20 protein-coding genes are annotated in these 25,347 nt (G+C 36.8%); 5 read left to right on the plus strand and 15 right to left on the minus strand.

Features of this window, described 5'->3' with window-relative positions; translation table 11 throughout:
* Positions 1-22 precede the first annotated feature (22 nt).
* The 9 genes from PFY10_14145 to PFY10_14185 all read right to left on the minus strand — a co-directional run bounded on the left by PFY10_14145 (position 23) and on the right by PFY10_14185 (position 11,423).
* Entirely contained in the window at positions 23-559 is a 537-nt protein-coding gene (locus PFY10_14145; GenBank protein WBV55368.1) for an adenine phosphoribosyltransferase, read from the minus strand.
* Entirely contained in the window at positions 560-1,753 is a 1,194-nt protein-coding gene (locus PFY10_14150) for a hypothetical protein (protein WBV55369.1), read from the minus strand.
* 104 nt (positions 1,754-1,857) lie between these two features.
* Positions 1,858-2,880, minus strand: a complete 1,023-nt coding sequence (locus tag PFY10_14155) for a hypothetical protein (GenBank protein WBV55370.1) — start codon at positions 2,878-2,880, stop codon at positions 1,858-1,860.
* A 143-nt stretch (positions 2,881-3,023) separates the two neighbouring features.
* Positions 3,024-4,355, minus strand: a complete 1,332-nt coding sequence (locus PFY10_14160; GenBank protein ID WBV55371.1) for a quinol:cytochrome C oxidoreductase — start codon at positions 4,353-4,355, stop codon at positions 3,024-3,026.
* An 8-nt stretch (positions 4,356-4,363) separates the two neighbouring features.
* Positions 4,364-5,056: a cytochrome c gene (locus PFY10_14165; GenBank protein ID WBV55372.1), complete on the minus strand. Its 693-nt coding sequence runs from the start codon at positions 5,054-5,056 to the stop codon at positions 4,364-4,366.
* Between the two features lies 1 nt (position 5,057).
* Positions 5,058-5,579, minus strand: a complete 522-nt coding sequence (locus PFY10_14170; protein WBV55373.1) for a DUF3341 domain-containing protein — start codon at positions 5,577-5,579, stop codon at positions 5,058-5,060.
* The gene (gene nrfD / locus PFY10_14175) at positions 5,566-6,963 is read right to left on the minus strand and encodes a polysulfide reductase NrfD (protein ID WBV55374.1); all 1,398 of its coding nucleotides are present in this window, start codon (positions 6,961-6,963) and stop codon (positions 5,566-5,568) included. The genes PFY10_14170 and nrfD overlap by 14 nt, the downstream gene beginning before the upstream one ends.
* A 25-nt stretch (positions 6,964-6,988) precedes the next feature.
* Positions 6,989-10,036 carry a TAT-variant-translocated molybdopterin oxidoreductase gene (locus PFY10_14180; protein WBV55375.1) on the minus strand — a complete coding sequence of 1,016 codons (3,048 nt, stop codon included), beginning with the start codon at positions 10,034-10,036 and terminating at the stop codon, positions 6,989-6,991.
* A 22-nt stretch (positions 10,037-10,058) separates the two neighbouring features.
* The gene (locus tag PFY10_14185) at positions 10,059-11,423 is read right to left on the minus strand and encodes a c-type cytochrome (GenBank protein WBV55376.1); all 1,365 of its coding nucleotides are present in this window, start codon (positions 11,421-11,423) and stop codon (positions 10,059-10,061) included.
* Between the two features lie 185 nt (positions 11,424-11,608).
* Between PFY10_14185 and PFY10_14190 the strand changes: the two genes are divergently transcribed.
* Entirely contained in the window at positions 11,609-12,145 is a 537-nt protein-coding gene (locus PFY10_14190) for an SPOR domain-containing protein (protein WBV55377.1), read from the plus strand.
* 52 nt (positions 12,146-12,197) lie between these two features.
* On the opposite strand, the gene PFY10_14195 is transcribed toward PFY10_14190, so the two are convergent.
* The 6 genes from PFY10_14195 to ricT all read right to left on the minus strand — a co-directional run bounded on the left by PFY10_14195 (position 12,198) and on the right by ricT (position 20,402).
* Entirely contained in the window at positions 12,198-13,472 is a 1,275-nt protein-coding gene (locus PFY10_14195) for a DUF6080 domain-containing protein (GenBank protein ID WBV55378.1), read from the minus strand.
* Between the two features lie 77 nt (positions 13,473-13,549).
* Positions 13,550-14,503 (minus strand): choice-of-anchor J domain-containing protein, encoded by a 954-nt coding sequence (locus tag PFY10_14200; GenBank protein ID WBV55379.1) that lies wholly within the window; start codon positions 14,501-14,503, stop codon positions 13,550-13,552.
* Positions 14,504-14,580: 77 nt separating this feature from the next.
* Complete coding sequence (locus tag PFY10_14205; GenBank protein ID WBV55380.1) at positions 14,581-16,122, minus strand: YdiU family protein; 1,542 nt, start codon at positions 16,120-16,122, stop codon at positions 14,581-14,583.
* Between the two features lie 73 nt (positions 16,123-16,195).
* Positions 16,196-18,577 carry a transglycosylase domain-containing protein gene (locus PFY10_14210; protein WBV55381.1) on the minus strand — a complete coding sequence of 794 codons (2,382 nt, stop codon included), beginning with the start codon at positions 18,575-18,577 and terminating at the stop codon, positions 16,196-16,198.
* A 6-nt stretch (positions 18,578-18,583) separates the two neighbouring features.
* A complete protein-coding gene (locus tag PFY10_14215) occupies positions 18,584-19,045 on the minus strand; it encodes a gliding motility lipoprotein GldH (GenBank protein WBV55382.1) in 462 nt (153 codons plus the stop codon).
* The gene (ricT, locus tag PFY10_14220; protein WBV55383.1) at positions 19,038-20,402 is read right to left on the minus strand and encodes a regulatory iron-sulfur-containing complex subunit RicT; all 1,365 of its coding nucleotides are present in this window, start codon (positions 20,400-20,402) and stop codon (positions 19,038-19,040) included. The genes PFY10_14215 and ricT overlap by 8 nt, the downstream gene beginning before the upstream one ends.
* A gap of 276 nt (positions 20,403-20,678) precedes the next feature.
* Here ricT and PFY10_14225 point away from each other — a divergent pair, with 276 nt between their 5' ends.
* The 4 genes from PFY10_14225 to PFY10_14240 all read left to right on the plus strand — a co-directional run bounded on the left by PFY10_14225 (position 20,679) and on the right by PFY10_14240 (position 25,196).
* Entirely contained in the window at positions 20,679-21,914 is a 1,236-nt protein-coding gene (locus PFY10_14225; protein ID WBV55384.1) for an outer membrane protein transport protein, read from the plus strand.
* Positions 21,915-21,924: 10 nt separating this feature from the next.
* Positions 21,925-23,475, plus strand: coding sequence for a G-D-S-L family lipolytic protein (locus PFY10_14230; GenBank protein ID WBV55385.1), 1,551 nt, complete (start codon positions 21,925-21,927; stop codon positions 23,473-23,475).
* 84 nt (positions 23,476-23,559) lie between these two features.
* A complete protein-coding gene (locus PFY10_14235; protein ID WBV55386.1) occupies positions 23,560-24,498 on the plus strand; it encodes a ribose-phosphate pyrophosphokinase in 939 nt (312 codons plus the stop codon).
* A 56-nt stretch (positions 24,499-24,554) separates the two neighbouring features.
* Entirely contained in the window at positions 24,555-25,196 is a 642-nt protein-coding gene (locus PFY10_14240) for a 50S ribosomal protein L25/general stress protein Ctc (GenBank protein WBV55387.1), read from the plus strand.
* The last annotated feature ends 151 nt before the right edge of the window (positions 25,197-25,347 follow it).

The following is a 25,347-nucleotide window of genomic DNA, read 5'->3' on the forward strand; positions in this document are numbered from 1 at the left end:
TTGATTCTGACAGTATGATATTTTAGTATTCTAATATATGATAGATTTCCGCATTGAATTTACGTAGTTTTTCATCACCTTTTAAATCTTTCAAAACAGATAAAAAGCTGAACTGGGCTACTGTTGCACCTTGTTTCTCTACCAATTTTGCTGCTGCTTCTGTTGTACCACCTGTTGCAAGCAAATCATCATGAATGAGGATTCGCTGTCCTTTTTTGATCTGACCTTCACGGGTTTCAATCTCTGCACTTCCATATTCTAGATCATATTTTTCAGAAACAATAGGAGGGGGTAGCTTTCCCTTTTTCCTGATCAGGATAAATGGAACTTCAAGGGCTACAGCAATAGCAATCCCGAAAAGATAACCACGGCTTTCAATTCCACAAACAGCATCTATTTTTCCTTTACTGAATTTCACTAGATCTTCAATAACGTCTTCATATAACTTTGGATTTAGAAAAATTGGTGAAATGTCTTTAAACTGTATTCCCGGAATAGGAAAGTCAGGAACATTTTCAATGGTATTTTCCAGTTGCTTAATTAATTCCTTTGAGGCCATTTATGGGTTTATTTTGTAGCTGGAAATTTTCCAGTCACCATTTACATTTTTAAGTCCGAAAGTTACTTTTAGAGAAGTGGTTTTTCCATTCTTATCGGTAACATCATAAGTTGCATTCACACTAGAGCTGTTTGCGTTTGTAGCATTGGTTGTAATGTTTTTTACACTTACATTTTTTACAGATCCAAATCCGGAAGTAGGATTTGAAAATGATTCATAGCTTCCCCAACTTGGATTGTTTGAAGCATCAAAAGCAGCTTTAAGATTTTGCGAACTTACATTATTTAGGAATTTACTTACTGTATTTTTTGGATCTGCAGCAGGTTGTTTAGGAGTTGCCGGAGATGTTGATGCAGACGGATCTGTAGAAACAGGTGCTGTTCCTGTAGGATTATTTGGATCAATTACAGCATTAGGATCCTGATTTACTACTGTAGAATCTGTTTTAGGAGGAGCCGGAACTTTCAAAGCTGAAGGGTTAACTTCAAGTCCTATTTTAGACATTTTGAATGTTTTTGCAGTTGTCTTAACAGACACCGTGATATCTATTTTATTGTCCACAACTTTTGAAGCAAGAAGGGATGAAAACTTTAAATTGAAGCCTTTAAAGTTGTTATCAGTCATTAGGTTTTTGGCGGTAGAGAGCTTTACTCCATTACTGAAAACTTCCAGGGTTGTTTCTAAACCAGCTCCTGTAAAAGTAACAGGATTACCGGCGTTATCCACAAGCTTTGGGATAATTTGTATAGCAGTAGTTCCGTTTCCATCGTCAGCTGATGGTCTTGTTATAATACTTAATGAATTTGCTTTTACATCATTGGGATCTGTCTCTTTTGCTTTTTCGTCACCGAAGATATTCATTTCTCCTAATGACGGAGGAGCGGTACTTGCCCATTCGATATTATTTTTTTGAGCAACTTCATCTGCCATTGCCATAATTTCAGGAACTTTTTTTCCGTCGATCAACTTACCAAGAGCTTTTACCTCATTGATGTCACCATCAGCATCTACACCAAAGGTTTTAAGAATATAAAGCGCCTCATTAAACTTGATTTGTTTAATGGTAGACAGACTTGAAGCCATGTCATTGATACTTGACTGTAAAGTTTTTGTACTCGTAGCATCTACATGATCTTTCTTACATGCTGTAAAAAGCAATAAACTAAAAATGAGTAGAAGAGAAAACTTTTTCATTTTAATTGAGTTTGATACAAATTTAGTAAAACCTTTATGAATAGAAATTTTTATTTTTTATTTCTTCTTCATTTTAGCTGATTTTAGTATCAAATCATCCTGTACTATGGGTTGTATTTGTTAGGCTGTTCTTTGAGATCTCCTTTAAAGAATGAACTGAAAATGCTTTGCATATTTGGAAATGAGGCGTCCTGCCAAAAAGATATTTTGTAATTGCTGTTATCTTTATCAAATCTTACCTTATTGGTATCGTTATCATTTTCGAAGCTGAATTCGGTGGGATAGAAATTAGAATACACTATGATTTGATTGTAGTCCGGCTCAGTTTTATGTTTTAATTTAACAAAGGTGCGCTCATTGTATTCTAGAAAATCTCTTAAACCTTTTGATGATCCTTTTTCAAATGTGAGATTAAGGATTGTCCTGATATCATAAAACCGGAATCCAAGAAATGCGAATTCTTTTTCCTGTAAAACACCGCCGGAAATTTCGATCTGGTCTTTCCTGTCTCCTTTTAATTCTTTTATTTCAGTAATTTTTGTTTTATAATCCTCTGGATTTCCCAGGTGCTTAAGCTTAGGAAGATTCAGCGAGTTCCCATAATCCCATGATGAAGTTTGTTTTTTTTTATTTTTAGGATCTTCCAGACGATAGATTCTGTACTGCTGAACATTTGTGCTTTTCAGCTTTTTACTTTTATTGTCAAAGATATAGGTAATTATTCCATCCGCATATGCATTAAGCTTATTATTAACCGTAACATAAGAGTTGAAATTTCCTTTGATGAAAATGTATTTAGCCGGTTTATTATTTTTGACCACGACTGTCTCAATTTCCTTTATCCGATCATTGAGTTTTATAATGTCGTGGTCAATTTCTGAGTAGGATAGTGTTGCTACGGAAAAATTGTCGTAAACCAACTGAAATTTTTCCTGAGAGGGATCCAATGCTTTTTTGTCTATTTTACCATCAATATCTGAATAGGATAGGATGCTTCCATCTTTTCCAAAGACAGATACTTTTGGCAAAGGCCTATTGTCCTTTTCAGAAACAAAAGTTATCGTCTGTGAATGCATGAAACTAAAGATGAGCAGGAATATGATCCGTAGTACATAATTTTTCTTCATAATAAAAGCTGTTTAATGGTTTGTATTCATATATAAAGACACCGGATTTTGAAAATAGTTGCCTGATACTTTAATTATAATCATAAAAAAAGACTGATTATTTAATAATCAGTCTTTTATAGTTTTTATTTTGTTACAAGTCCTTAGAAAGGATACTCATAAATTTCAGATTCATGTAAGAATGGGTTTCCTGTAGGAATTAATTTAAGTTTAGATAATGCAGTCATTACAGTAAACATAAATAACCCAACAATGAATAGGATAGATCCTAAGATCAGGATGAATACTTCAGGAGTATTCCAGTATGGTCCTACTGTTCCCGGCATTACCATATTGAAGTAATCTAGAATGTGTCCAAGGATTACAACTACTGCCATTGTAGTAACTACTTTATAGTTTCTTTTGATGCTGCTGCTTACTAATACCAATAAAGGTAATAAGAAGTTAATGATCAACATTGGCAGGAAAGTAGGTGAGTAGTGTTGGAATCTTCCAAAGAAGTAATTAACCTCTTCCGGTACGTTAGCATACCAGTAAAGCATGAACTGTGCAAACCATGTATATGTCCAAAGCATACTTGTCGCGAAAAGGAATACTCCAAGATCGTGTAAGTGGTTATCATTGAACTGTGGTAAGAAACCGTTCTTCTTAAGGTATACACTGATTAGGATGATTACTGCAATACCACTAGACAGGCAGCTAACCATAGAATACCAGATATACATTGTAGAATACCAGTGAGGGTCAATAGACATCAACCAATCCCAAGCCCATGCAGCTGAACAGAATCCAAAGAATACAATATATCCTACTGCCCATCTGTAAAGCATTTGGTAGTCGATTCTTGATTTAGTTTCATCTACTTTCTTTGAAACAGCTTTTAATTTCCATGCGAAGAATGATGCTCCGATTACATACAAGAACGTTCTGAACGCATAGAAAGGGATATTTAAGAATCTTTTTTTCTCGAATAAGATCACATCAAAGTGCGGAGAATCAGGGTTTGTTAACTCCGGATCCATCCAATGGAAAAGGTGACCATTGTGAGAAATGTTTAATAGCATAAGGATGATCAAAATAGCTCCCCCGTATGGAATATAAGAAGCAATAGCTTCCATTACTCTTGTAATGATAATTGGCCAACCTGCGTGAGCTGCATGCTGAATACAGTAGAAAAATAATACTGCACAACTTACTCCGAAGAAAAATACAGCTACAAAGTGTAGTGATGCCAACGGCTGGTTGTGAACCTGCAATTCTGCGTGTTCCAAATGGGCAGCGTGGTCCTGAGGTCCTACCATTTCACTTGAATGTGTAGGAGCATTGTGACCTGAAGCATGAACAGCTTCCATCATCTGTTCAATTTTCTCTGTGCTGATTCCTTTATTCAAGAAAAAACCAATACCAAATAGAACTAAACCTACAACAAGCAGTATTATAGAAATTGATTTTAATTTTGGTGAAAAAGTATACATTTCTTTTCTTATTTTTTAGTTTCGGTAGTCGTTTCAGTTGCTGGTGCCGCTGCTGTAGCTGTAGCTGCCGCAGGTGCTGCTGCTCCTTTTTTGAAAGCACTCATCACATACATTGCTACTCTCCATCTGTCTCCTGCATTCAATTGTCCTGCATAAGACCCCATCGCATTTCTACCGTTTGTTAATACATAATGAACAGATCCCACAGTAATTTCTCTATCAGCATAGTTAGGTACACCTGAGAAAGCACCGCTTTGTACGATTGGTCCTTGTCCATCACCTCCTGTTCCGTGACATGCCGCACAAGTATGGTCGAACAACATTTTTCCTCTTTCTATATCTTTAGCTGCATTAGCTGGATTTAGAGGAGAAGTCGTCAACTTTTTTGATGCATCATATCCTGCATTATATTCATCTGCATTTTTAGGAAGTAATCCTTCTTCAAAAATTCCGTCTTTATTTTGAGCAACACTTCCTTCTACTGGAGCAAGTCCTGTTGCATAGCTATTTTTAACAAACGCTGGAATTTCATTGTCATGATCTGAATAAGCATCTTTAGCCTTCATCAATGGATCATATGCTACCGGGAAATACATATCCGGGAAATATACCAGAGGTGCATTTTCTTTCGGTCCGCAAGAATTAAGTAAAACTGTTGTTAAACCTAAGATTGCAGTAATTCTTAATACATTCTTTTTCATTTTAAGCGTCTTTAACAGTTATTTCTTCAACTCCAGTCTCAATAAGTAGCTGTTTTACAGATTCTACATCTTCAGTTACAAATTCCATCATGAATTTGTCATCTGTAGTTCTCGGATCCGGATTTTGTGCCGGAGCTCCAGGATACATCTTGTTTCTTACCAAGAAAGTAAGTGACATCATGTGAGCAGCACAGAATACCATTAATTCAAACATCGGAACTACGAATGCCGGCATGTTGTGTCCCCAGTCAAAAGCTGGTTTACCACCGATATTCTGAGGCCAGTCATGATTCATTACATACCAGGTTACAGTTGCACCGATCGTAACACCATAACAAGCATAGATAAAGGCAGCATCAGAAATTCTTGTCTTCTTCAGACCTAAAGCTTTATCTAGTCCGTGAACCGGAAATGGAGTATAAACCTCGTTGATTTTTATTCCTTTATCGTTGAATGCTTTAACGCCGTTCATTAAATCGTCGTCATCAGCATAAAGTCCGTATACAATTTTAGTGGTGCTCATCTCCTTCTTTTGCTTTATAAGTTTCACCTGAGATTTTCAAAATCGATTTTAATTCAGCCTGTGCAATTACAGGGAATGTTCTTGCGTATAATAAGAATAGTACAGAGAAGAATCCGATTGTTCCTAAATATACACCTACGTCAATAATGGTTGGTTTAAACATCGTCCATGAACCTGGCAAGTAATCTCTTGAAAGGTTGATTACGATGATATCGAAACGCTCAAACCACATACCGATGTTGATAATTAGTGCTACAATGAAAGTCCAGATAATGTTCGTTCTTGCTCTTTTGAACCAGAAAGAAGCCGGAATAACAAGGTTACAGATAATTAGTGACCAGAAAGCCCACCAATAAGGACCTGTTGCTGCACCTGGAGAAAGATACGTAAAATCTTCAAATCTTGATCCTGAGTACCATCCTATGAAATATTCAGTTGCGTAAGCTACAGTTACCATACCACCTGTTACCACAATTACGATGTTCATAATTTCAATGTGATACATAGTGATATAATCTTCAAGGTGACAAACTTTTCTGGCAATTAACAATAGTGTTTGTACCATTGCAAATCCTGAGAAAATCGCACCGGCAACGAAGTACGGAGGATAGATCGTAGAGTGCCACCCTTTAATAACTGAAGTTGCGAAGTCAAAGGATACGGTAGTGTGTACTGAGAATACAAGTGGAGTTGCCAAACCTGCTAAAACCAAAGATAATTCTTCAAATCTTTGCCAGTGTTTTGCTTTACCACCCCAACCGAATGCTAGGAATGTATAGATTTTTCTAGTCCAAGGAGTTTTAGCTCTATCTCTGATCATTGCAAAGTCAGGGATCAGTCCCATGAACCAGAAAACTGTAGATACTGAGAAATACGTAGAGATCGCAAATACGTCCCAAAGTAGAGGAGAGTTAAAGTTCCCCCAAAGAGAACCGAATTGGTTTGGAAGAGGGAATACCCAATATCCTACCCAAACTCTACCCATGTGAATTACAGGGAAGATAGCTGCCTGTACAACAGCGAAGATCGTCATCGCTTCAGCTGAACGGTTTACAGACATTCTCCAACGCTGTCTAAATAATAATAATACCGCTGAGATTAGGGTTCCGGCGTGACCAATACCTACCCACCATACGAAGTTGGTGATATCCCAACCCCAGTTAATAGTTCTGTTAAGCCCCCATGCTCCAATACCTGTTCCGATAGTATAAGCGATACACCCGAATCCATAGATGAATAGAACTAGGGCTGCATATAGTGATATCCACCATAATTTACCTGCTCTTTCTTCGATAGGTCGTGCAATATCTTCTGTGATATCGTGATAAGTTTTGTGACCAATAATTAGAGGTTCCCTTATCGGAGCTTCGTAATGTCCTGACATTTTTTACCTATTTATTATTTAAACTTTATTTTTCTACTCTGTTTCTTACTTTAGTGTGATAGAACACATTTGGCTTGGTTCCGATCTCTTCCAGTAAATAATATCTTCTGTTGCTTGAGTATAATTCTCTTACTTCAGATTCTTTATCGTTCATGTCTCCAAACGTCATTGCTCCGGTAGAACAAGCAGCAGCACAAGCACAAGAATTTTTAAACTCGCTGTCTGTTACTTTTCTGTTCTCTCTTTTTGCAGTTAAGATTGTAGCCTGAGTCTGCTGGATACACATTGAACATTTCTCCATAACCCCTCTTGTTCTTACCACAACGTCCGGGTTTAGTACCATTCTTCCAAGATCGTTATTCATGTTGAAATCGAAACGATCGTTCAGGTTATATGTAAACCAGTTGAAACGTCTTACTTTATATGGACAGTTGTTTGCACAATATCTTGTACCAATACATCTGTTGTAAGCCATATGGTTTTGACCTTGCTTACCATGAGAAGTAGCCGCTACCGGACATACTGTTTCACATGGAGCGTGGTTACAGTGCTGACACATTACCGGTTGGAAAATCACATCCGGACTTTCATTCGGTTCGATTAAGATGTCATATAGATTAGGAACATTTAATCCTCTTTCAATACCTTCTTTAGTTTCGATCTTTTCTTTAGCAGAATAGTAACGATCGATTCTTAACCAGTACATATCTCTGGACATTCTGATCTCTTCTTTACCTACAACAGGAACGTTGTTTTCTGCCTGGCAGGCAATGATACATGCTCCACAACCAGTACAAGAGTTTAAGTCAATAGATAAGTTGAAGTGAGGACCATCAGTGTCATCGAAAGCGTCCCAAAGGTCTATTTTTCTTGCTGGAAGAGCTCCACTGATCGTGTGGTATTCCAAAGGCTTGTTCCATCCTTTGTGCTCGTCATCAAAAGCGACATTCAGATATTCTGTTAAAGGAACTTCTTTAGCGATTTCATAACGACCCATTAGGGTGTTCTGAAGCTGGATACCAGCGAACTCATGCTCTTCACCTGTTTTTTCTATTTTAGCATTAGAAACAACTAAATTAGAACCGTCAAATAAAGGATAAGCATTTACTCCTGTATCAGCCGTTGCTCCGGAATTCTTTTTACCATATCCAAGTGCTAAACCTACTGATCCGTCTGCCTGACCTGGTTGAATGAATACAGGAACATCTTTTATTACAACTCCGTTTACCGTAAGGTTTACAATAGAACCATCCAACTGCATTCTGGCATTCAGATCATTTTTTATACCTAATCTGTCTGCATCTTTAGGAGAAATAGTTAAGTAGTTATCCCAAGACATTCTTGTTAACGGATCCGGTAATTCTTGCAGCCAAGGGTTGTTAGCCTGAGTACCATCTCCGATAGAAGTCTTAGTATAAAGTACTAATTCAAGATCGGAAGCTTTAAAGTTACCTAATTCAGCAAGTGCCTGAGCGGCATTTCCTCCTGCATAAGATAATGTCGTTGCATTACTGGAAGGAACGATACCGTTATACAAAGCTTTGTTGAAAGAGGTACCTCCTAATATAGAAGAAGCACTAGCTTTTAAGTAATCATAGTAGTTATTGGCAGCATTGTTCTTACCATTTTTCCAAACCAATAATGATTCTTCAATCTGTCTTGATTTGTAAATTTTCTGGATAGTAGGCTGCATTAATGTATAAACTCCTGTCTGAGGCTCCATATCTCCCCAAGACTCTAACCAGTTGGCTACCGGAATAACAGCTTTCGCTGCTTTATACATTTCATTTTTCTTATCTGCAACAGCAATTACGTAAGGAACTTTTGTTAAAGATTTTTTGAAATCTTCTCCTTTTGGATGAGAATAGATAGGATCTACATTGTTTGTAATCAATACTCCAACCTGTCCTGCATTTACCCATCCTAAGAATTCCTGGTATCTTGCTTTATCAAATTCTTTTAAGAAGTTCGCTTTACCGGTGAAGGCAACCGAACCTAATTTTTGGTTAATTAAGTGTGCTAAAACCTGTGCACCTTTAGATCCGTCTGCAAATACGATAGCTTTGCTTCCTTTTGCCTGAAGTTCTTTTACGATCTCAGCAGCAATTTTATCAGAAGCAGCACCTCCACCTACGATTGCATTGTAAACTTCAACTAATGTTTTATTTACCGCACTAGGCTTTAGTCTGTATCTTGAGTCAGCATTTGCACCTGTAAGAGACATGTTGGATTCCACCTGAATGTGTCTCAACATGTTTGCTCCCGGTTTTCTTGCTTCTGCATAAGAAGTTTCTAAACTTGAGGCATTGTAATCTCCTAAGAAATCAGCCTGGAAAGAAACTACTAATTCAGAACCTTTAAGATCGTAAACCGGTAATGCTCTTTGTCCGAATACTTCCTGTGCTGCATCTAATGCTGCGGAGTAAGGGAAAGCATCATAAGTTACAAGTTCTGCTGTAGGATATTTAGCTTTGAATTCAGCGAACAACTTTTTGAAAGTTGGTGAAGCAAAAGACTGAGATAAAAGAACAATCTTTTTGCCTGCTGACTGTGCTTCTGCCAAACCTTTAAGAACAAAATCATCTACTTTATCGAAAGTTTCGTCTTTACCGTCAAGCTTAGGTTGTTTTACTTTATCATTATCATAAAGAGAAAGTACACTTGCCTGAGCTCTTGCATTCGTTTTACCTAATTCTCCTGCAGCCGGGTTTGGATCAATTTTAATAGGTCTTCCTTCACGTGTCTTTACTAAAACACTAGCGAAATCGAAACCATCAAAATATGTTGAAGCGTAGTAGTTAGGAACCCCAGGAATGATATCATGAGGTTTTACCACGTAAGGAATCGTTTTAATTACCGGAGCTTCACAAGCAGCAAGTGTTACTGCTGCAGTAGAAAATCCTAATAATTTTAAGAAATCTCTTCTTGAAGTACTTGATCCGTTCTGTTCAGCATCTCCAAGGAAATCTTCTACCGGAATTTCTTCCTGAAACTCTTTTTGAGCCAGCTTATTATTTAAAGCCGGGTCTTTAAGTTCATGAATACTTCTAAATTGTATTTTGTTTGAAGCCATTTATACTTCTAATTTTTAGTTATTAATAATGACATTTACCACACTCAAGACCTCCAATTGCATCTACAGTAATCTTACCACCATCTTTAGGGTATTGTTTTTTCAACTTGTCATGTAGATTCTTGAAGTATTCTTTATTATAACCGTTGTTCATATCAACCTCAGTAGTTCTGTGACACTCGATACACCATCCCATAGTGAAGTCATTAGCCATCTGAACAACATTCATTGTGTCTATTTTTCCGTGACAAGCTTTACAAACAACATCGATTTTGTTATTCGGATTCTTTTTGTTGAAAGAATTGATGATTGCCTGCTCACCCGCTACAACGTGCTGAGAGTGATTGAAGTACACGAAATCCGGCATGTTGTGGATTCTTGTCCATTCTACTGGTTCAGTTTTTCCTGTATACTGTTGTTTTGCAGGATCCCAACCTGTATGCTGATAAATCTTTTGGATTTCACCGTCATAGAAAGCTTTGTCTTTTCCTGGCTCCATATAGTGATCTGCATTGTATTCGGAAATTGTTCTGTGACAGTTCATACAAACGTTCATAGAAGGAATTTCAGAGACTTTACCATATTTAGCACTTGAGTGACATAGCTGACAGTCAATTTTTTGTTCTCCAGCGTGAATTTTGTGAGAGAAGTAGATAGGTTGTTCAGGCTTGTATCCTTTGTAAACACCGATCCACATTAACCAGTTCCAGATTCCATAGGTTGCAAGGATCGCTAAAATAACCAAAGCTCCTTTACCTATATAATGGTATTTTTTATAGATTTCACTGAATGAACGAACTCTCGTTTCATTAAGCCCTGCTAAGTCTTCTGACTGTCCTAATTTAACTAATTGTCTTAGTTTAAGTAAGATCCATACCAGTAAGGCTGCAATTGCTAAAAGTGAAATGATAACAACGTTTGTTGTTGTTTTGTCGGTTGCTGCAGTTGCGGTAGCATCTGTTGCAGTGGCTGCTCCCGCTTCCGGTTTTTTCTCTTCCGGAGCCGGAGGATTAGTTGTAAAAGCTAAGATGTCATCGATATCCTTCTCTGTAAGATTAGGAAACTGAAGCATCTCAGTTTTATTATATTTTTCAAAAATCTCATTGGCGTATTTGTCTCCAGAAGCTCTCAGAGCTTTGTTATCCTTGATCCACTTGTGAAGCCAATCTCTGTCTACACCACCCTCTGTCTTTACTCGTTCTACAACTCCTTTCAAAGGAGGTCCTATCACTTGTTTATCCAGAGCGTGACATGCAGTACAATTCGCTTTGAAAAGTTTCTCACCGTTTTTAGGATCGCCGTCTTGCCCGTAAAATGAAGCACTGGTTGATAGCAATAAGCCTATTGCGATCAACGTTTGTTTATAATGCTTTCTCCAACTAATCATTTAAATTATCTTATGTTAGTAAAATATTGAACATTCAATCAATCCCGCAAAAATAATATTTTTAACAGGAATTTAACGGCATATAGAAAGGGGAAAATATCATTTACGTTTAATTTGTATTGATTCTAAATAACTCAGTTTGGTATAATTTTTTAATTTGTATAAATTTGCGCAAACAAGTTTAAATGAAAAATTTAATCAAAATATTGTCGGCACTATCCTTTTTTGGATTTTATGAGATTGAAGCCCAGCAGGTTGTAAAGAAGGATACATTGTCCGGAACCGAACTAGTAATGTCAATGGATCCTAAGGTAAAAGATGCTTTAGAGAGTCTCGAAGACAAATGTTCAAGAGTTGTAACCACAACAACACCCCGGGATAGTAGTGACGAAACTTACACCAGACCTACAAAAATATATGTTCCGAATAGGGAATTGACCAATGCGGAAATCTGTAGAAAAAACCCAAGAATTTTAGGGTATAAAATTCAAATTACAACTGTGAAAAGTAACGATGAAGCGAATGAGATCAAGTCGTATTTCAGAAAAAGATTTCCTAATCTAAAGGTGGAAACCGATGCGTCTTTGAGACCTAATTATAAGATTTTGGCAGGAAGTTATTTCACGAAACAAAGTGCTTCTTCGGACCTTTCAAAGATCAGAGAATATTTTAAATCTGCTGTTGCAGTACAGTATAGAATATTTTGTGCAGAAGCTAAATAATATAAGCTATACGATAAAAATAAAAGCTGAGAAGATTTTCTTCTCAGCTTTTTTATTGATAATAAGAATCTAAGAACCAGAAAAATTCTGTCATCCTGAGGTAATTATTAACTCCCAGATAAACCAATAATATTCCCAATGTAAGTGTCAGGAATGAGAGTGCTTTCGGAGAAGACCGATAAGAGTAGAACAGCCAGCCTAGAAGTATCGGATAGACAAAAACAAAGTGACCGCCATAGATGTAAGACGTATGTAATCCGAATCTCATAATGCAGTGGATAACAATATCTACAACAAAAGAGATCATTACAACTTGTACCAGTTTATTTTTGAAATTTCTGAAATAACTCCAAAATATAAGACTCAATAAAAGGGCAATAAATAAGTAAGCAACCCACGAAGAATAAATGTCCATAATAAGGCCTTTGAAATGAAAGCCTTTCATATTATGTTTATCACGAATGATAAAATTGGAAAAAAGAATATTGCCTCCAAAAAAATACGAAAGAATCATGTCCCAGGTTGGTGTAGACTTTACATTAGAGAACTTTTCATATTGTTCGTTCGTCTTATTGAAGATATTTTTATATTTAAAGTCTATCCGGTTTAGGTATAGTAGTATAAAGCAAATACAAGTAATTACAACTCTTAGTGCAGCATTTCCAAATTTCTTCCATTTTGTAAACAGGTCTTTTTCGAATAAGACAGGAATGAAAACCTTAAAAATGTTGGTAATAGTAAGTCCTCCCACGGAAACTCCAGCGAAAACCAGAGCCAGACCAGATATCTTCTCTTCTTTTTTAAGTTTAATGGCCGCATAGTGGTTATAAAGACAAAGAAGAAAAAATGTATAAGTAAAGTTTTCCGGAGTGAAAGAAAGCAGGATGCTTGTTGAGAAAAGCCCGAAAAAAAGAATAATAATAAGGTTGATCATCAATGGTATTCTGATGATATTTTTTAAATATTTAAATACTTGTGATATAGCTAGACTTACCGTGGTTATGCTAAACCATGCCAGAACTAACCTAAAGGTAACATCCGTTTTTCCGTTCGAGATTAGAAAAGCAAACTCTCTTATCCAGTTAAAAAAATAGTAGGATAAAGGATGTCTTTCGAAACTACCACCGGTCATCACAATTGAACGATTGTCAAAACTGAAATAAGCATCCCAAGGTATTCTGTTATCAAAAATGATGGTGTAATTAATAGCAATGTAAGATCCCAGTATCCCATACAGAGAAAGAAAGAAAAGAAATACCCATAGCTCAGTGAGTGAAGAAGGAAATATGAGTTTAAAAAAATGGATTAGTTTCGTTTTGAAATTCACCTGTTTAAAGTTTTTGCAAAAGTAAAATAAAAAACTCACCAATTCCGGTGAGTTTTGTTTCTATGTGTAAAAATCATTTATTCTTTGATGACTTTTTCTGAGGATGATGTCCCATCGTTAAATTCGATTTGCATCAAATAATTTCCTTTAGGGAGTGAAGAAAGATCTGCTTTTACCGAAGCCATTTTTAAAACTGATTTTCCTGAAACATCAAAAACAGATATTGACTTTATTTTTTTGTCTGTTCTGATTTCAACTTCTCCTTTTGTAGGGTTGGGATAAATGCCTGTTCTAACTTTAGCAGAATTTTCGGATGTTGAAAGAGTGCCTGTGGTAATTTTAACGTCATCTAACATAAACATATATTGATCTGAGGACATATATTGGATACCAATCCTGATTGTTTGACCACTATAAGCATCCAAACTTTGCGTAACTTGCTGCCATGCCGCATAAGGGGCTGTTAATGGAGTTGCACCAGATATTATTGTAAAGTTCGCAGCTGACGTAGGTGTACCGTTACCGACATATACTCCTATTTTATAGTTTTCTGTAAAGGCAGGAGATAGAGCTTTTACCCAAAGGCTTAATTGATTGCCACCTGCTCCTAATGTTACAGCTGGAGAAATAAGCCAGTCGTTATTTGCATTTACACCAGCAGCCGGCACTGCGGCCCAGGATACAGCTGTTTTTTGTCCACCATGTGGAGTGAAATTTCTTATTTCTTCATCCACTCCTGGTACTGAAGTCAGATTGTTTGTGGCATTACTTGCTGAAAGGTTAAAAATCTGAAATGCCATAGCACCACCGGCATTTGTCCAATTAGCAGTCCAGGTTGGTACGGTACTGCCTCCTACTACAGGCCCACCTCCTGTGTAAGTATTTCTACCATCTAAATCTAAAGTCAGCCAACTTCCGATATTTGTAATGGCAAAATTCGTGTAAGATTCGAAGCCTTCATCTAACAAGACGGTTTGAGCAGTACCCATCACGCTTGTTAATAATATTAAAGATAGTAAAGTCTTTTTCATAATGTAATTTTATAGTTATACTCAAAATTAAACATTTTTTTTAATAGATATCACTTATCTTGCTTATTATTATGAACTTACGAACTGCAAGACAGCGTGGAACATCCGGAAATATCATCATAATCAACAGGCCTTTTTACGGAAAATTCAGGATAAATTTCCTGATAAGGATTTTCGAGGGCATGTGTTAATTTTTTTAATAAATCTTTCTTCCCTTCATTAATTTCTTCAATGCATTGGTACAAGAGATAATTTCTAAGGATGAATTTTGGATTAGCTTTTTGCATCAGGTTGAGAGAGGCTTCCTTTGTAATTTTATTTTTTGAAATTCTTTCTTTGTATTTTTGAATAAAGTGTTTAAGCTTATTCAAAAGATCATCATTTAGGAAGGTATAAGATACATTTTCAAACAACCCTTTCAGGTCATCTCCCTCTTTGAGTTTTTCCAACTGATTAAAAAACAAGGTGTGATCAAATTCTAATTCCTGCATCAATCCCTGCCAGTTGCTGAAAAACTCTTCGTCACCATCTAATAGCTGATCAAATCCGAATTTTCGGCAAAGCATTTTGTCGTGAGCTTCCCAGAAATAATTACCATAATTCTTGAGGGTATTTTCTAAAAATTTTTCATCCTTAATTAATGGATGAAGCGCATTTGCCAACTGCCATAAATTCCATTGTGAGATTTGCCCCTGCTTTCCGAATGCATATCTTCTTCCTGGCAAATCGGTGGTATTGGGAGTGAAATTCAGATCATACTCATCCATCATAGAGTATGGACCATAGTCAATGGTAAGCCCAAGCACAGACATATTATCTGTATTCATAACTCCATGTACAAAACCCACTCTGAACCATTCTGTCATCAGATCAGCCGTTCTTGTGCAGATGCTTTTAAAGAAATCTTTATATTTTTCAGAATCCGATGAAGTGATTTCAGGAAAATAATTGAGAATAGTAAAGTCAACGAGATCCTGTAAGGTTTTGTATTCTGCCTGAGCAGAAATGAGCTCGTAATGTCCAAACCGTAGAAAGCTTTCCGCAGTCCTGATAATTATCGCTCCTTTTTCTTTTTGGGGATTCCCGTTGTACATCATATCTCTTATCACATCTTCTCCTGTAAAACATAGGCTTAATGCCCTTGTAGTCGGAACACCAAGGTGATACATAGCCTCACTCATCAGATATTCCCTGACTGAGGACCTTAATACAGCTCTTCCGTCTGCATGTCTTGAATATGGAGTGGCTCCTGGACCCTTCCATTGAATTTCAGTTTTTTGTCCGGAACTATTTATTATTTCTCCTGCTAATATTGCCCGGCCATCACCAAGTTGCCCTGCCCAGTTTCCAAATTGATGTCCTGCATATGCTGTCGCGTAAGGTTGAATATTAGGAGGTAGATTATTTCCAACAAGAAAATCCAGGTCGTTCTCTTCAAACTTTCCTAGACCGATTTCTTCAGAAAGTTTTTCATTGAAAATAATTAATTCCGGATTATCAAACCCGGCAGGACTAACCGTTGAGAACAAAACTTTAGGCGTTGCTCTCTGCATTGGATTTCCTGAAAAGTCTCCGGGAAACTTCTTTATAAAAGGCTGTTTGATCTCTTTAATATTCATGAATCAAAGATACAACAATAAAAAAAGACCTTTCAAACAGATTGAAAGGTCTCGTGTATTTGTAAAAGAGAATTTATTTATTAAAATCAATTTCTTCACTCTTATTGAGGTTTTCATTGACGTTCTCTTCTTTCTTCGTCGTGTTGCTTTTTGGGGTAGGATCTACAGGCCTAGGATTTTTAATTTGATCGATTGTCTGAAGTCCTCCCTCATCTCCATAACCTCCACTCAATCCTTTGAGATCCGAACATCCGTCTTTCCAATCTGATGGTTTCACAAACTTGTCATCTGGAGTAATGCCTAAACTTTTATCTGCCCAGACTTTTTTCATAAATATCGCCCAGATCGGCAATGCCATTCTTGCTCCTTGTCCTTCACCTGTTCCAAAGAAGTGAGTTGCTCTGTCTTCCCATCCTACCCAGGCACCTGTTGCTAGCTTAGGAGTTATTCCCATAAACCAACCATCGGAGTTGTTCTGTGTAGTACCGGTTTTGGCGGCAATTTCCACCGCTTTTGAGATGCCCCTTCTTGAAAGTTCTCCGGAAGCGGTACCAAATTGGGCTACCCCTTTCATCAATTCAATCATGGTGTAGGCATAACGAGGATTCATTACCTCTTTTGGATCTACATTTACTTCTTTGATAACCCTGCTGTTGGCATCTTCTATCCTCCAGATCATTTCAGGTTTATTATAGTTACCATAGTTGGCGAAAGTACTGTAAGCACCAAGCATTTCGTAAATCGTGATGTCAGATGAACCTAATGCAATTGTATTGTTTCTTGGAATTTCCTCAGTCACTCCTAGATCTCTTGCAGTCTGTATTACAGCATCTACTCCGGTCATTTCTATAAGACGTGCTGCAACTGGGTTTTGAGAGTGCGCTAAAGCATCTTTTAACGTCAGCATTCCGCCTCTGCCGGGAACATGCCATCCATTATGATCGTAGGTTCCGTTTGAAACAGCTGAACAAGGTGTCATTCCAAGCTTCATGATAGCAGTTGCATATACGAAAGGTTTGAATGTGGATCCTACCTGTCTTTTACCTTGTTTGATATGGTCGTACTGGAAATGCTGCCAGTCGATTCCTCCAACCCATGCTTTAATCTCACCGGTTCCAGGAACCATAGACATCAAACCTGCCTGAGCAATCTGCTTATGATATCTGATAGAGTCCCAAGGAGACATTTCAACTTCTTCCTCTCCATTCCATGTAAAGCGTGATGTTTTTATCGGTTTATGGAATTCCATAAGGATTGAATCTTCAGATACTCCGGCTGCCTTAAGCAATTTGTAACGTCCTGTTCTTTTCATAGCCTGAACCATTACACTGTTGATCTGCTTATCCGTTAAGTAATAAAAAGGTCTGTTTTTTCTGCCTCTTTGTTCTGCATCAAATCTTTTTTGAAGGTCTGTCAAATGTTCTTTAATTGCCTCTTCCGCATATTTTTGCATTTTAGAGTCAAGCGTAACATATATTTTAAGTCCGTCTTTATAAAGGTTTAATTTTTTACCGGTTTCTTTTTCGTGATCTTTAAGATAACTATCGATCTCTTTTTTCAGATAAAACTTATAGTAAGCAGAGTAGTCATCATTGATGTTTTTGATCGGATGATAGTCTAAAGTAATAGGCGTTGCTACCGCTTTGTTGTAAGTATCCTCATCAATATAACCTGTTTTCTGCATCTGCTCCAAAACAACATCTCTTCTTGCCTTCGCTCTTGTCTCATTACGCATAGGATTGTTTTTTACCGGATTTTCCAGCATGGCAACAAACATAGCTGCTTCAGGTAATGTAAGCTGATTGGTGCTTTTGTTAAAATAGATTTTTGAAGCCATTTCAATTCCGTTTGCATTGTATAAAAAGTCAAACTTGTTGAAATAAAGCGTTACAATTTCTTCTTTGGTATATCTTCTTTCAAGGCTTACTGCCACAACCCATTCTTTTAGCTTTTGGAAAGCCCTTGCTAACTTGTTTTGTGAAGCTCCCCCTGTGAAGAGTAGTTTTGCAAGCTGCTGGGTAATGGTGGAGCCACCTCCTCTGCCACCTCCATAAACAACTGCTCTGGCAATTGATTGTAAATCAATTCCGGAGTGTTCTTTAAAACGCTCATCCTCTTTAGCTTGTAGTGCATATACAAGAAAAGGAGGAAGATCCTTATAGGTAATAGGTTGGGTTTTTTCTTTTTCAAATTTACCTAAAAGAACACCATCTGCAGAAAAAATCTGAGAAGCAACATAAATGTCAGGGTTTTCCAATTCTTCAACATCCGGCATTTCACCAAGAAAACCTTGTGAAACAGCAAAGAAAGTTCCGGAAATTCCCAAAACAACTACAATGAGTCCAAGCCAAATAAATCTAACCCACTTTTTCCAGGAGGTATTTTTATTATTCTTTTTGGGAGGAAGCGGAAACGTCTTTCCCTTACTTCCTGTGTTTTTTTTGTTTTCTTCCATTTATGATTACGGTTTAGCCGTTTCTATTTTTACTCCAATATCTTCAATCCCCGGAAGGAAATCATTTCTCATCGCTTGTATCAATCCAATTTCATATTTTCCTTTTTGTGGAAACCTGTAATTTAATTTATACTGGAAAAGCGTTTCCTTCGTGTCTCCAAAACCTGTTCCAAGCCATTCTCCATTTGGTTTTGTAAGAATATAATTCAACGTATCCGTCTCCTTTTTCTTGTTTTGAAGATTGGTGAAATTAACGATAAACCTTATATTGCTATAAGGATAATCGTTATTGTTTCTTACAACAAATATAATATTTTTAGGATTCTGTGGATCCGAAATCTCAAGATTAAATTTCTGCTCACTTTTCTTATTCCATTTACTATCAATGGAATTCATCGTGACATGTTCTCCCGGAGAATTACAGCTCAAGAAAAGAATAAGGGATAAAAATCCTAAAACTTTATGCATTGTTATCTTTTTTTGGAGGAAATTTTTTTTTAAATTTTTTCTTGTTTGGATTTTGTTGAGGCTTTTTCTCCTGACCGGAATTACTCGCTTCTACTTTCTCCAATTGAGCTTTTGGCTGCTGAGGCCTTGGCTGTTTGGGGTTATGATTAGAATTGGTATGGTCTGGTTTTTCAGATCTCTCCGGTTTATTTTTCCTTTGTCCCTGATTGTTGTTTTGCCTGTTCTGGTTATTGTGATTCTGGTTTCTGTTTTTGTTGAATCCTTTATTTTTCTTTTCGAATCGATCCACATTATTCTCCTGAATCAGATCAATGCTATGCAACGGGATATCCGGTTGTTTAAGTTCTTCAAGAGGGAGTATTTTTTCTCCTCTTTTATTTTTAGAAATGAACTGTTTTACAAGGTCAATATCAAAATCATACCATGCTACAGAGCTATCCACATAGGCAAACCACATTTTCTTCTTGAAAACGTCAATTTTAATACAGAAAGCTCTTCCTTTTTCTGTATCCAATGTTGTTGACGAAGAAGGGAAATTACTTAATGCATCAAGATAACTGTCTAATTCATAATTTAGACAACACTTTAGTTTACCACATTGCCCGGCAAGTTTTTGCGGGTTGATACTTAATTGCTGATATCTCGCAACGTTGGTATTTACAGATCTGAAGTCGGTAAGCCATGTCGAACAGCAAAGTTCTCTTCCACAAGACCCGATTCCTCCGATTTTTGCGGCTTCCTGTCTGAAACCGATCTGTTTCATGTCGATTTTTGTTCGGAATGTAGAGGCGTATTCTTTTATTAACTGTCTGAAATCGATACGATTATCTGCAGTATAATAGAATGTTACCTTAGAGGCATCTCCCTGATACTCTACATCAGTAACTTTCATTTCAAGCCCCAGATTATGGGCAATCTTTCTTGCCTGGATCTTTACGCTGTCTTCTTTTTTTCTAGCTTCCTGCCAAACTTCAATATCTTTTTGATTGGCTAATCTGTATATTTTTAGTGAGTTTTCTTCAGAAAATTTTTTCTTTTTCATCTGAATTTTCACTAATTCGCCGGTGAGACTTACCACACCAACATCGTGTCCGGGACTAGATTCTACGGTGACTACACTACCTATATGTAATGGAACATTATTTACATTTTTATAAAACGATTTTCTGTCATTTTTAAATCTAACTTCTACAAAATCACACCTGTTAGATGCGGGATTATTGATGTTAGATAGCCAGTCGAAAACACTTAATTTATAACTATTACCACAGGTATTTACATTTTCACAACCATTCGCGGATTTCTTGGGTCCGCAAGAATGCGCAGAATCGCCGGATGTTTTACATCCACAACTCATATAACTATTATTTAATCTTGCAAATTTATATATTTTTATCTTTATGTAATTCTAAAAAATTCAAATATTCGTCAACATCATTGTTTGATATTAAACAAAAAACACTTTTTTATCACCGAATTTTACCAATGTACTAGTATATATGCTTTTATGGTGAATTTTTCCTAAAGTGTTATTTTAAACATAATTTTCTTTTCGTATAATGTTTAAAATATTAAGAAATATTAACAGACCTATGCAAAATAATTTTATATTTGGGTTATATAATAATAGTCTATGAAAAAAATATTAGTATCAACTGCTTTATTGGCGGGTGTTTTATCTTACGCTGGAGGCTTCAGGGTTTCTTTGCAAGGGGTAAAGCAATTGGCAATGGCACATACTAGTGCTCATGCTGAAGATGCAAGTGTGGCATTCTTTAACCCTGCGGGTATGTCATTCATTCCTTCTAAACTGAGTATAGTTGCCGGAGGATTTGGAGCAAGTAATAAAGTTACTTTTCAGAATTTAAATACTTTACAAAGTACAGAAACTGATAATCCTCTTGGAACACCTATTTATGCGGCTATTGCTTATAAACCGCTGGAGAATTTATCAGTAGGTTTCAGCTTTTCAACACCTTTTGGTAGTACGATCCAATGGCCAAATGATTGGGAAGGAAGAGAAATGGTTCAGAAATTAGAATTAAAAAGTTTCTACTTCCAGCCAATGGTTTCAGTAAAACTGGCCCCGTGGTTAGCTTTTGGAGCGAGTTATATATATGCAAGAGGAAAAGTAGACTGGGATAAAGCAATTACTCAATTTGGAGGTGAGGTAAATATTAATGATGAGAAAGCAAGTGGACATGGATACGGGTTTGGTTTCTATTTCAGACCTGAAGAAAAACTGGATGTTAGTATTGCATACCGTTCTCCGGTTGATATGAAAGCGAAGAATGGAACAGCAACATTTAAATTTCCATCACAGTCTATCTACTCATTATTAGGATTAGGAGCGAACGGACAAGATGGTTTCTCTGCAACGCTTCCTTTAGTGGAAGAATATACAATAGGTTTAACCTATAAGATTACACCAAAATGGTTGGTTTCTGCTGATTTTAACTATCATGGATGGGAAAGATACAGTAAACTGACATTGGATTTTGCCAATGCTCCTATTGGAAACCAAGCAGATCCTACGGTGCTTGTTGCTCCAAAAAACTTCAGAAACTCAAAAACCTTCAGGTTAGGAACGCAATATGCATTTAGCGATATGATTTTTGGACGTTTGGGAGCTTATTATGATGAATCTCCTTATTCTGACAACAATTTTATAGCTGAAACACCTTCATTTAATACTTATGTAGTAACAGGAGGGGTAGGCTTTAAGTTGAAACAATTTGGAGTTGATATTGCTGGAGGATATGCAATGCCTCAGGCAAGAGACGTTAATAATGCGAATCTTGGATTCTACGGACAGGCAAAAGCCAGGGCGTTTTATTTTGGTCTAGGTTTATCTTATAATCCTTTTTAATTGAAAGACTATGAAAAAAATTATAATTTCTACAATCGCTGTCTCTGCGCTTTTATTTACAACGAGCTGCGAAAATGATTTTGATACGGATGTTAAAGATATCCAGGTATCGAAAGGGAATGCAGACTTTTCTAAATATGTAGCATTGGGTAATTCATTAACATCAGGCTATAGAGATGGAGCTCTTTATTCAGATGGACAAAATGAATCTTATCCTTCTATGATAGCTCAGCAAATGAAACTTGTCGGAGGAGGAGATTTCAAACAACCGTTAATGCCGGATAATAATGGTGGATTGCTGTTAAATACCTTAGCCGGTCCTGTTCAGATTGCCAATACAAAATTATTCATTAGTGGTTTTGTAAATGGTTCTCCTGATATTAAAAATGCGAATAATAATACAGCAACAGCACTTGTAAATACCATTTTGACGGGTCCTTTCAATAACATGGGAGTTCCGGGAGCAAAAGTGGCTCATTTGCTGGCTCCTGGATATGGTAACATTCAAGGAATTGCTACTAAAACAGCTAATCCGTATTTTGTAAGATTTGCATCAAGTCCTACAACATCTGTAATTGCTGATTTTAAAGCACAGAAGCCTACTTTCTTTTCATTATGGATAGGAAATAATGATGCGTTGTTATATGCTCTTGCAGGTGGAGATGCTACGGTTGAAACCCTTACACCACCGGCACAATTTACACAATATTATAATGCATTAATTAATGAGATTGCCTCTACAAATGCTAAAGGTGTTATCGCAAATATTCCTAGCGTTACTTCTATTCCTTCCTTAACAACTGTTCCTTATAACCCTTTAACAGCTTCTGTTCTAGGTGGAGGTAATGTTACTGTAGGAAATGCAACAATAGATAATTTAAATACAAACTTATACGGGCCATTGAGTCAGATTTTGGCTGCAGTAGGAGGTGCTGGAAGAATAAAGCCTTTGTCTAAAACTGAAGCTAATCCATTGCTTATAGTAGACGAAAGCCTTCCAAATCTAGGTGCTCAGATTACAGGTGCTGCTTTAGCATCCGGAAATCCAACCCTGATTGCTTTAGCAACATATTTAGGAGCTACTTATGGACAAGCAAGACAGGCGAAAGCAGGAGATTTGGTTCCTTTAACTTCTAAAGCTGAGATAGGAACACTTCAAACATTGCCTCCAGGGGTTCCCGCTAGCCTTGGTGCAAAAGGAATTGCTTATCCGTTTGCTGATAAATATGTATTGACGGCAACAGAAGTTACTGATGTAAACACAACCATTGATGCTTATAACGTAACGATTAAAGCAGCAGCAGATGCTAAAGGATACGCTTTTGTAGATGCCAACAAAAAGATGGTTGAACTTAATAGCCAATCCGGAATTTCATTTGACGGGGTAAGATACACTGCGAAGTTTGTAACGGGTGGAGCTTTTTCTCTTGATGGAGTTCACTTGACAGGAAGAGGTTATGCTATTGTTGCGAATGAATTTATTAAATCAATTAATGCAAAGTATAATTCTTCTTTACCACAGGTAAATGCGAATAATTATTCAGGAGTAAGATTCCCTTAAAATATAAAGGAAACAAAAACTTAGAAACCACAAGACTAATTCTTGTGGTTTTTTTTTAAATTTGCAAAATCTTAAAAAGTAAAAATGGCCGATCAGTTAAGTTATCTATTTAGTACAAGGACAAGTAAGGACTTGGCAGAAAAAATTGCTCAGCATTATGGGCAGGGATTAGGAAAAATAAACTTCCAGGAGTTTAGTGACGGGGAATTCGAACCTGTTTTAGACGAATCAGTAAGAGGAGGTAGGGTTTTCCTGATTGGATCTACATTCCCTCCCGCGGATAATCTATTAGAGCTTCTTCTAATGATTGACGCTGCAAAAAGGGCTTCTGCGAAAAGTATTACTGTTGTACTTCCTTATTTCGGACTTGCAAGACAGGATAGAAAAGATAAGCCAAGAGCTCCTATAGGTGCTAAGTTGGCTGCTAATCTTTTAACTGCTGCGGGAGCGACCAGAATTATGACCATGGATCTGCATGCGGATCAGATTCAGGGATTCTTTGAAATTCCTGTGGATCACTTGTATGCGTCAACTATTTTTGTAGATTATATCAGAGACCTGAATCTGGATAATCTTACCATCGCTTCACCGGATATGGGTGGGGCAAAAAGAGCTAAAAACTATGCCGGACACCTGGGTGCTGAAGTAGTAATTGCTTACAAAGAGAGAAAGAAAGCTAATGTTGTAGAGGAAATGTTCCTTATCGGGGATGTAGATGGTAAAAACGTTATTCTTATTGATGACATGATTGATACAGCAGGAACGCTTTGCAAAGCTGCTGATATCTTAATAGAGAAAGGAGCAAAAACAGTTAGAGCAATGGCTACTCATGGAGTGCTTTCAGGAAAGGCTTATGAGAATATTGAGAACTCTAAATTGCTGGAGGTTATTGTAACTGACTCAATTCCTGTTAAAAATAATTTGTCATCTAAAATAAAAGTGCTATCTTGCGCCCCATTATTTGCAGATGTTATGAAGATGGTTCATGAGCACCAGTCAATCAGTAGTAAATTTGTTATCTAATTGATTTACTGAAGTTTGCAAATTGTATTTTAAAACAAAATTTTAAATTTTTATAAATGAAATCTATTACAATTCAAGGTACAAAAAGAGAAAGCGTGGGCAAAAAGTCTACAAAAGCTTTACGTGATGCTGAATTAGTTCCTTGTGTTGTTTATGGAGGGACAGAACCATTGAACTTCTCTGCAGAAGAGAAATCTTTCAAAGGTTTAGTATATACTCCTGAAGCACACACGGTATCTATTGAAGTTGACGGACAAACAATTCCAGCAGTTCTTCAGGATATTCAGTTCCACCCAATTACAGACAAAATTCTTCATGCTGACTTCTATCAATTATCTGCTGATAAGCCGGTTATTATGGAAGTTCCGGTAAGAGTTACTGGTCGTTCTAAAGGTGTTGTTGCTGGGGGTGTTCTACGTCAGTCATTCAGAAAGCTAAAAGTAAAAGCGATCCCTGCAAACTTGCCGGATGAGATCGTTATTGATATTACTTCACTTAAGATTGGTAACAAACTATATGTTGGTGCTATCAAAACTGAAGGATATTCTTTCATGCACCCTGACAATGCAGTTGTTGTAGCTGTTAAGATGTCTAGAAATGCAATGAAGGGAGGTGCAGCAGCACAAGATGATGAGGATGAAGAAGAGGTTGTAGCTGAAGGAGCTGCTCCAGCAGCTGAGGAAACTGCAGCTGAATAAGAATTGCTTAATAACAATGATATAAAAACCTGTCAATTTTTTGGCAGGTTTTTTATTTTAGATTGCATCTATAATGCTATTCTTTCTTTAGCCTTTCAAAAAAAAAGATGTAAATTTGAAGTGTTCTAAATAAGAACATAATAATTGTAAA

The organism is Chryseobacterium daecheongense (assembly GCA_027920525.1).
GTDB lineage: Bacteria > Bacteroidota > Bacteroidia > Flavobacteriales > Weeksellaceae > Chryseobacterium > Chryseobacterium proteolyticum.

Excerpts from the sequence above, each read along its gene's own strand:
- PFY10_14145 (WBV55368.1), bottom strand. The coding sequence starts at position 559 with ATGGCCTCAAAGGAATTAATTAAGCAACTGGAAAATACCATTGAAAAT.
- PFY10_14150 (WBV55369.1), bottom strand. The coding sequence starts at position 1,753 with ATGAAAAAGTTTTCTCTTCTACTCATTTTTAGTTTATTGCTTTTTACA.
- PFY10_14155 (WBV55370.1), bottom strand. The coding sequence starts at position 2,880 with ATGAAGAAAAATTATGTACTACGGATCATATTCCTGCTCATCTTTAGT.
- PFY10_14160 (WBV55371.1), bottom strand. The coding sequence starts at position 4,355 with ATGTATACTTTTTCACCAAAATTAAAATCAATTTCTATAATACTGCTT.
- PFY10_14165 (WBV55372.1), bottom strand. The coding sequence starts at position 5,056 with ATGAAAAAGAATGTATTAAGAATTACTGCAATCTTAGGTTTAACAACA.
- PFY10_14170 (WBV55373.1), bottom strand. The coding sequence starts at position 5,579 with ATGAGCACCACTAAAATTGTATACGGACTTTATGCTGATGACGACGAT.
- nrfD (WBV55374.1), bottom strand. The coding sequence starts at position 6,963 with ATGTCAGGACATTACGAAGCTCCGATAAGGGAACCTCTAATTATTGGT.
- PFY10_14180 (WBV55375.1), bottom strand. The coding sequence starts at position 10,036 with ATGGCTTCAAACAAAATACAATTTAGAAGTATTCATGAACTTAAAGAC.
- PFY10_14185 (WBV55376.1), bottom strand. The coding sequence starts at position 11,423 with ATGATTAGTTGGAGAAAGCATTATAAACAAACGTTGATCGCAATAGGC.
- PFY10_14190 (WBV55377.1), top strand. The coding sequence starts at position 11,609 with ATGAAAAATTTAATCAAAATATTGTCGGCACTATCCTTTTTTGGATTT.
- PFY10_14200 (WBV55379.1), bottom strand. The coding sequence starts at position 14,503 with ATGAAAAAGACTTTACTATCTTTAATATTATTAACAAGCGTGATGGGT.
- PFY10_14205 (WBV55380.1), bottom strand. The coding sequence starts at position 16,122 with ATGAATATTAAAGAGATCAAACAGCCTTTTATAAAGAAGTTTCCCGGA.
- PFY10_14210 (WBV55381.1), bottom strand. The coding sequence starts at position 18,577 with ATGGAAGAAAACAAAAAAAACACAGGAAGTAAGGGAAAGACGTTTCCG.
- PFY10_14215 (WBV55382.1), bottom strand. The coding sequence starts at position 19,045 with ATGCATAAAGTTTTAGGATTTTTATCCCTTATTCTTTTCTTGAGCTGT.
- ricT (WBV55383.1), bottom strand. The coding sequence starts at position 20,402 with ATGAGTTGTGGATGTAAAACATCCGGCGATTCTGCGCATTCTTGCGGA.
- PFY10_14225 (WBV55384.1), top strand. The coding sequence starts at position 20,679 with ATGAAAAAAATATTAGTATCAACTGCTTTATTGGCGGGTGTTTTATCT.
- PFY10_14230 (WBV55385.1), top strand. The coding sequence starts at position 21,925 with ATGAAAAAAATTATAATTTCTACAATCGCTGTCTCTGCGCTTTTATTT.
- PFY10_14235 (WBV55386.1), top strand. The coding sequence starts at position 23,560 with ATGGCCGATCAGTTAAGTTATCTATTTAGTACAAGGACAAGTAAGGAC.
- PFY10_14240 (WBV55387.1), top strand. The coding sequence starts at position 24,555 with ATGAAATCTATTACAATTCAAGGTACAAAAAGAGAAAGCGTGGGCAAA.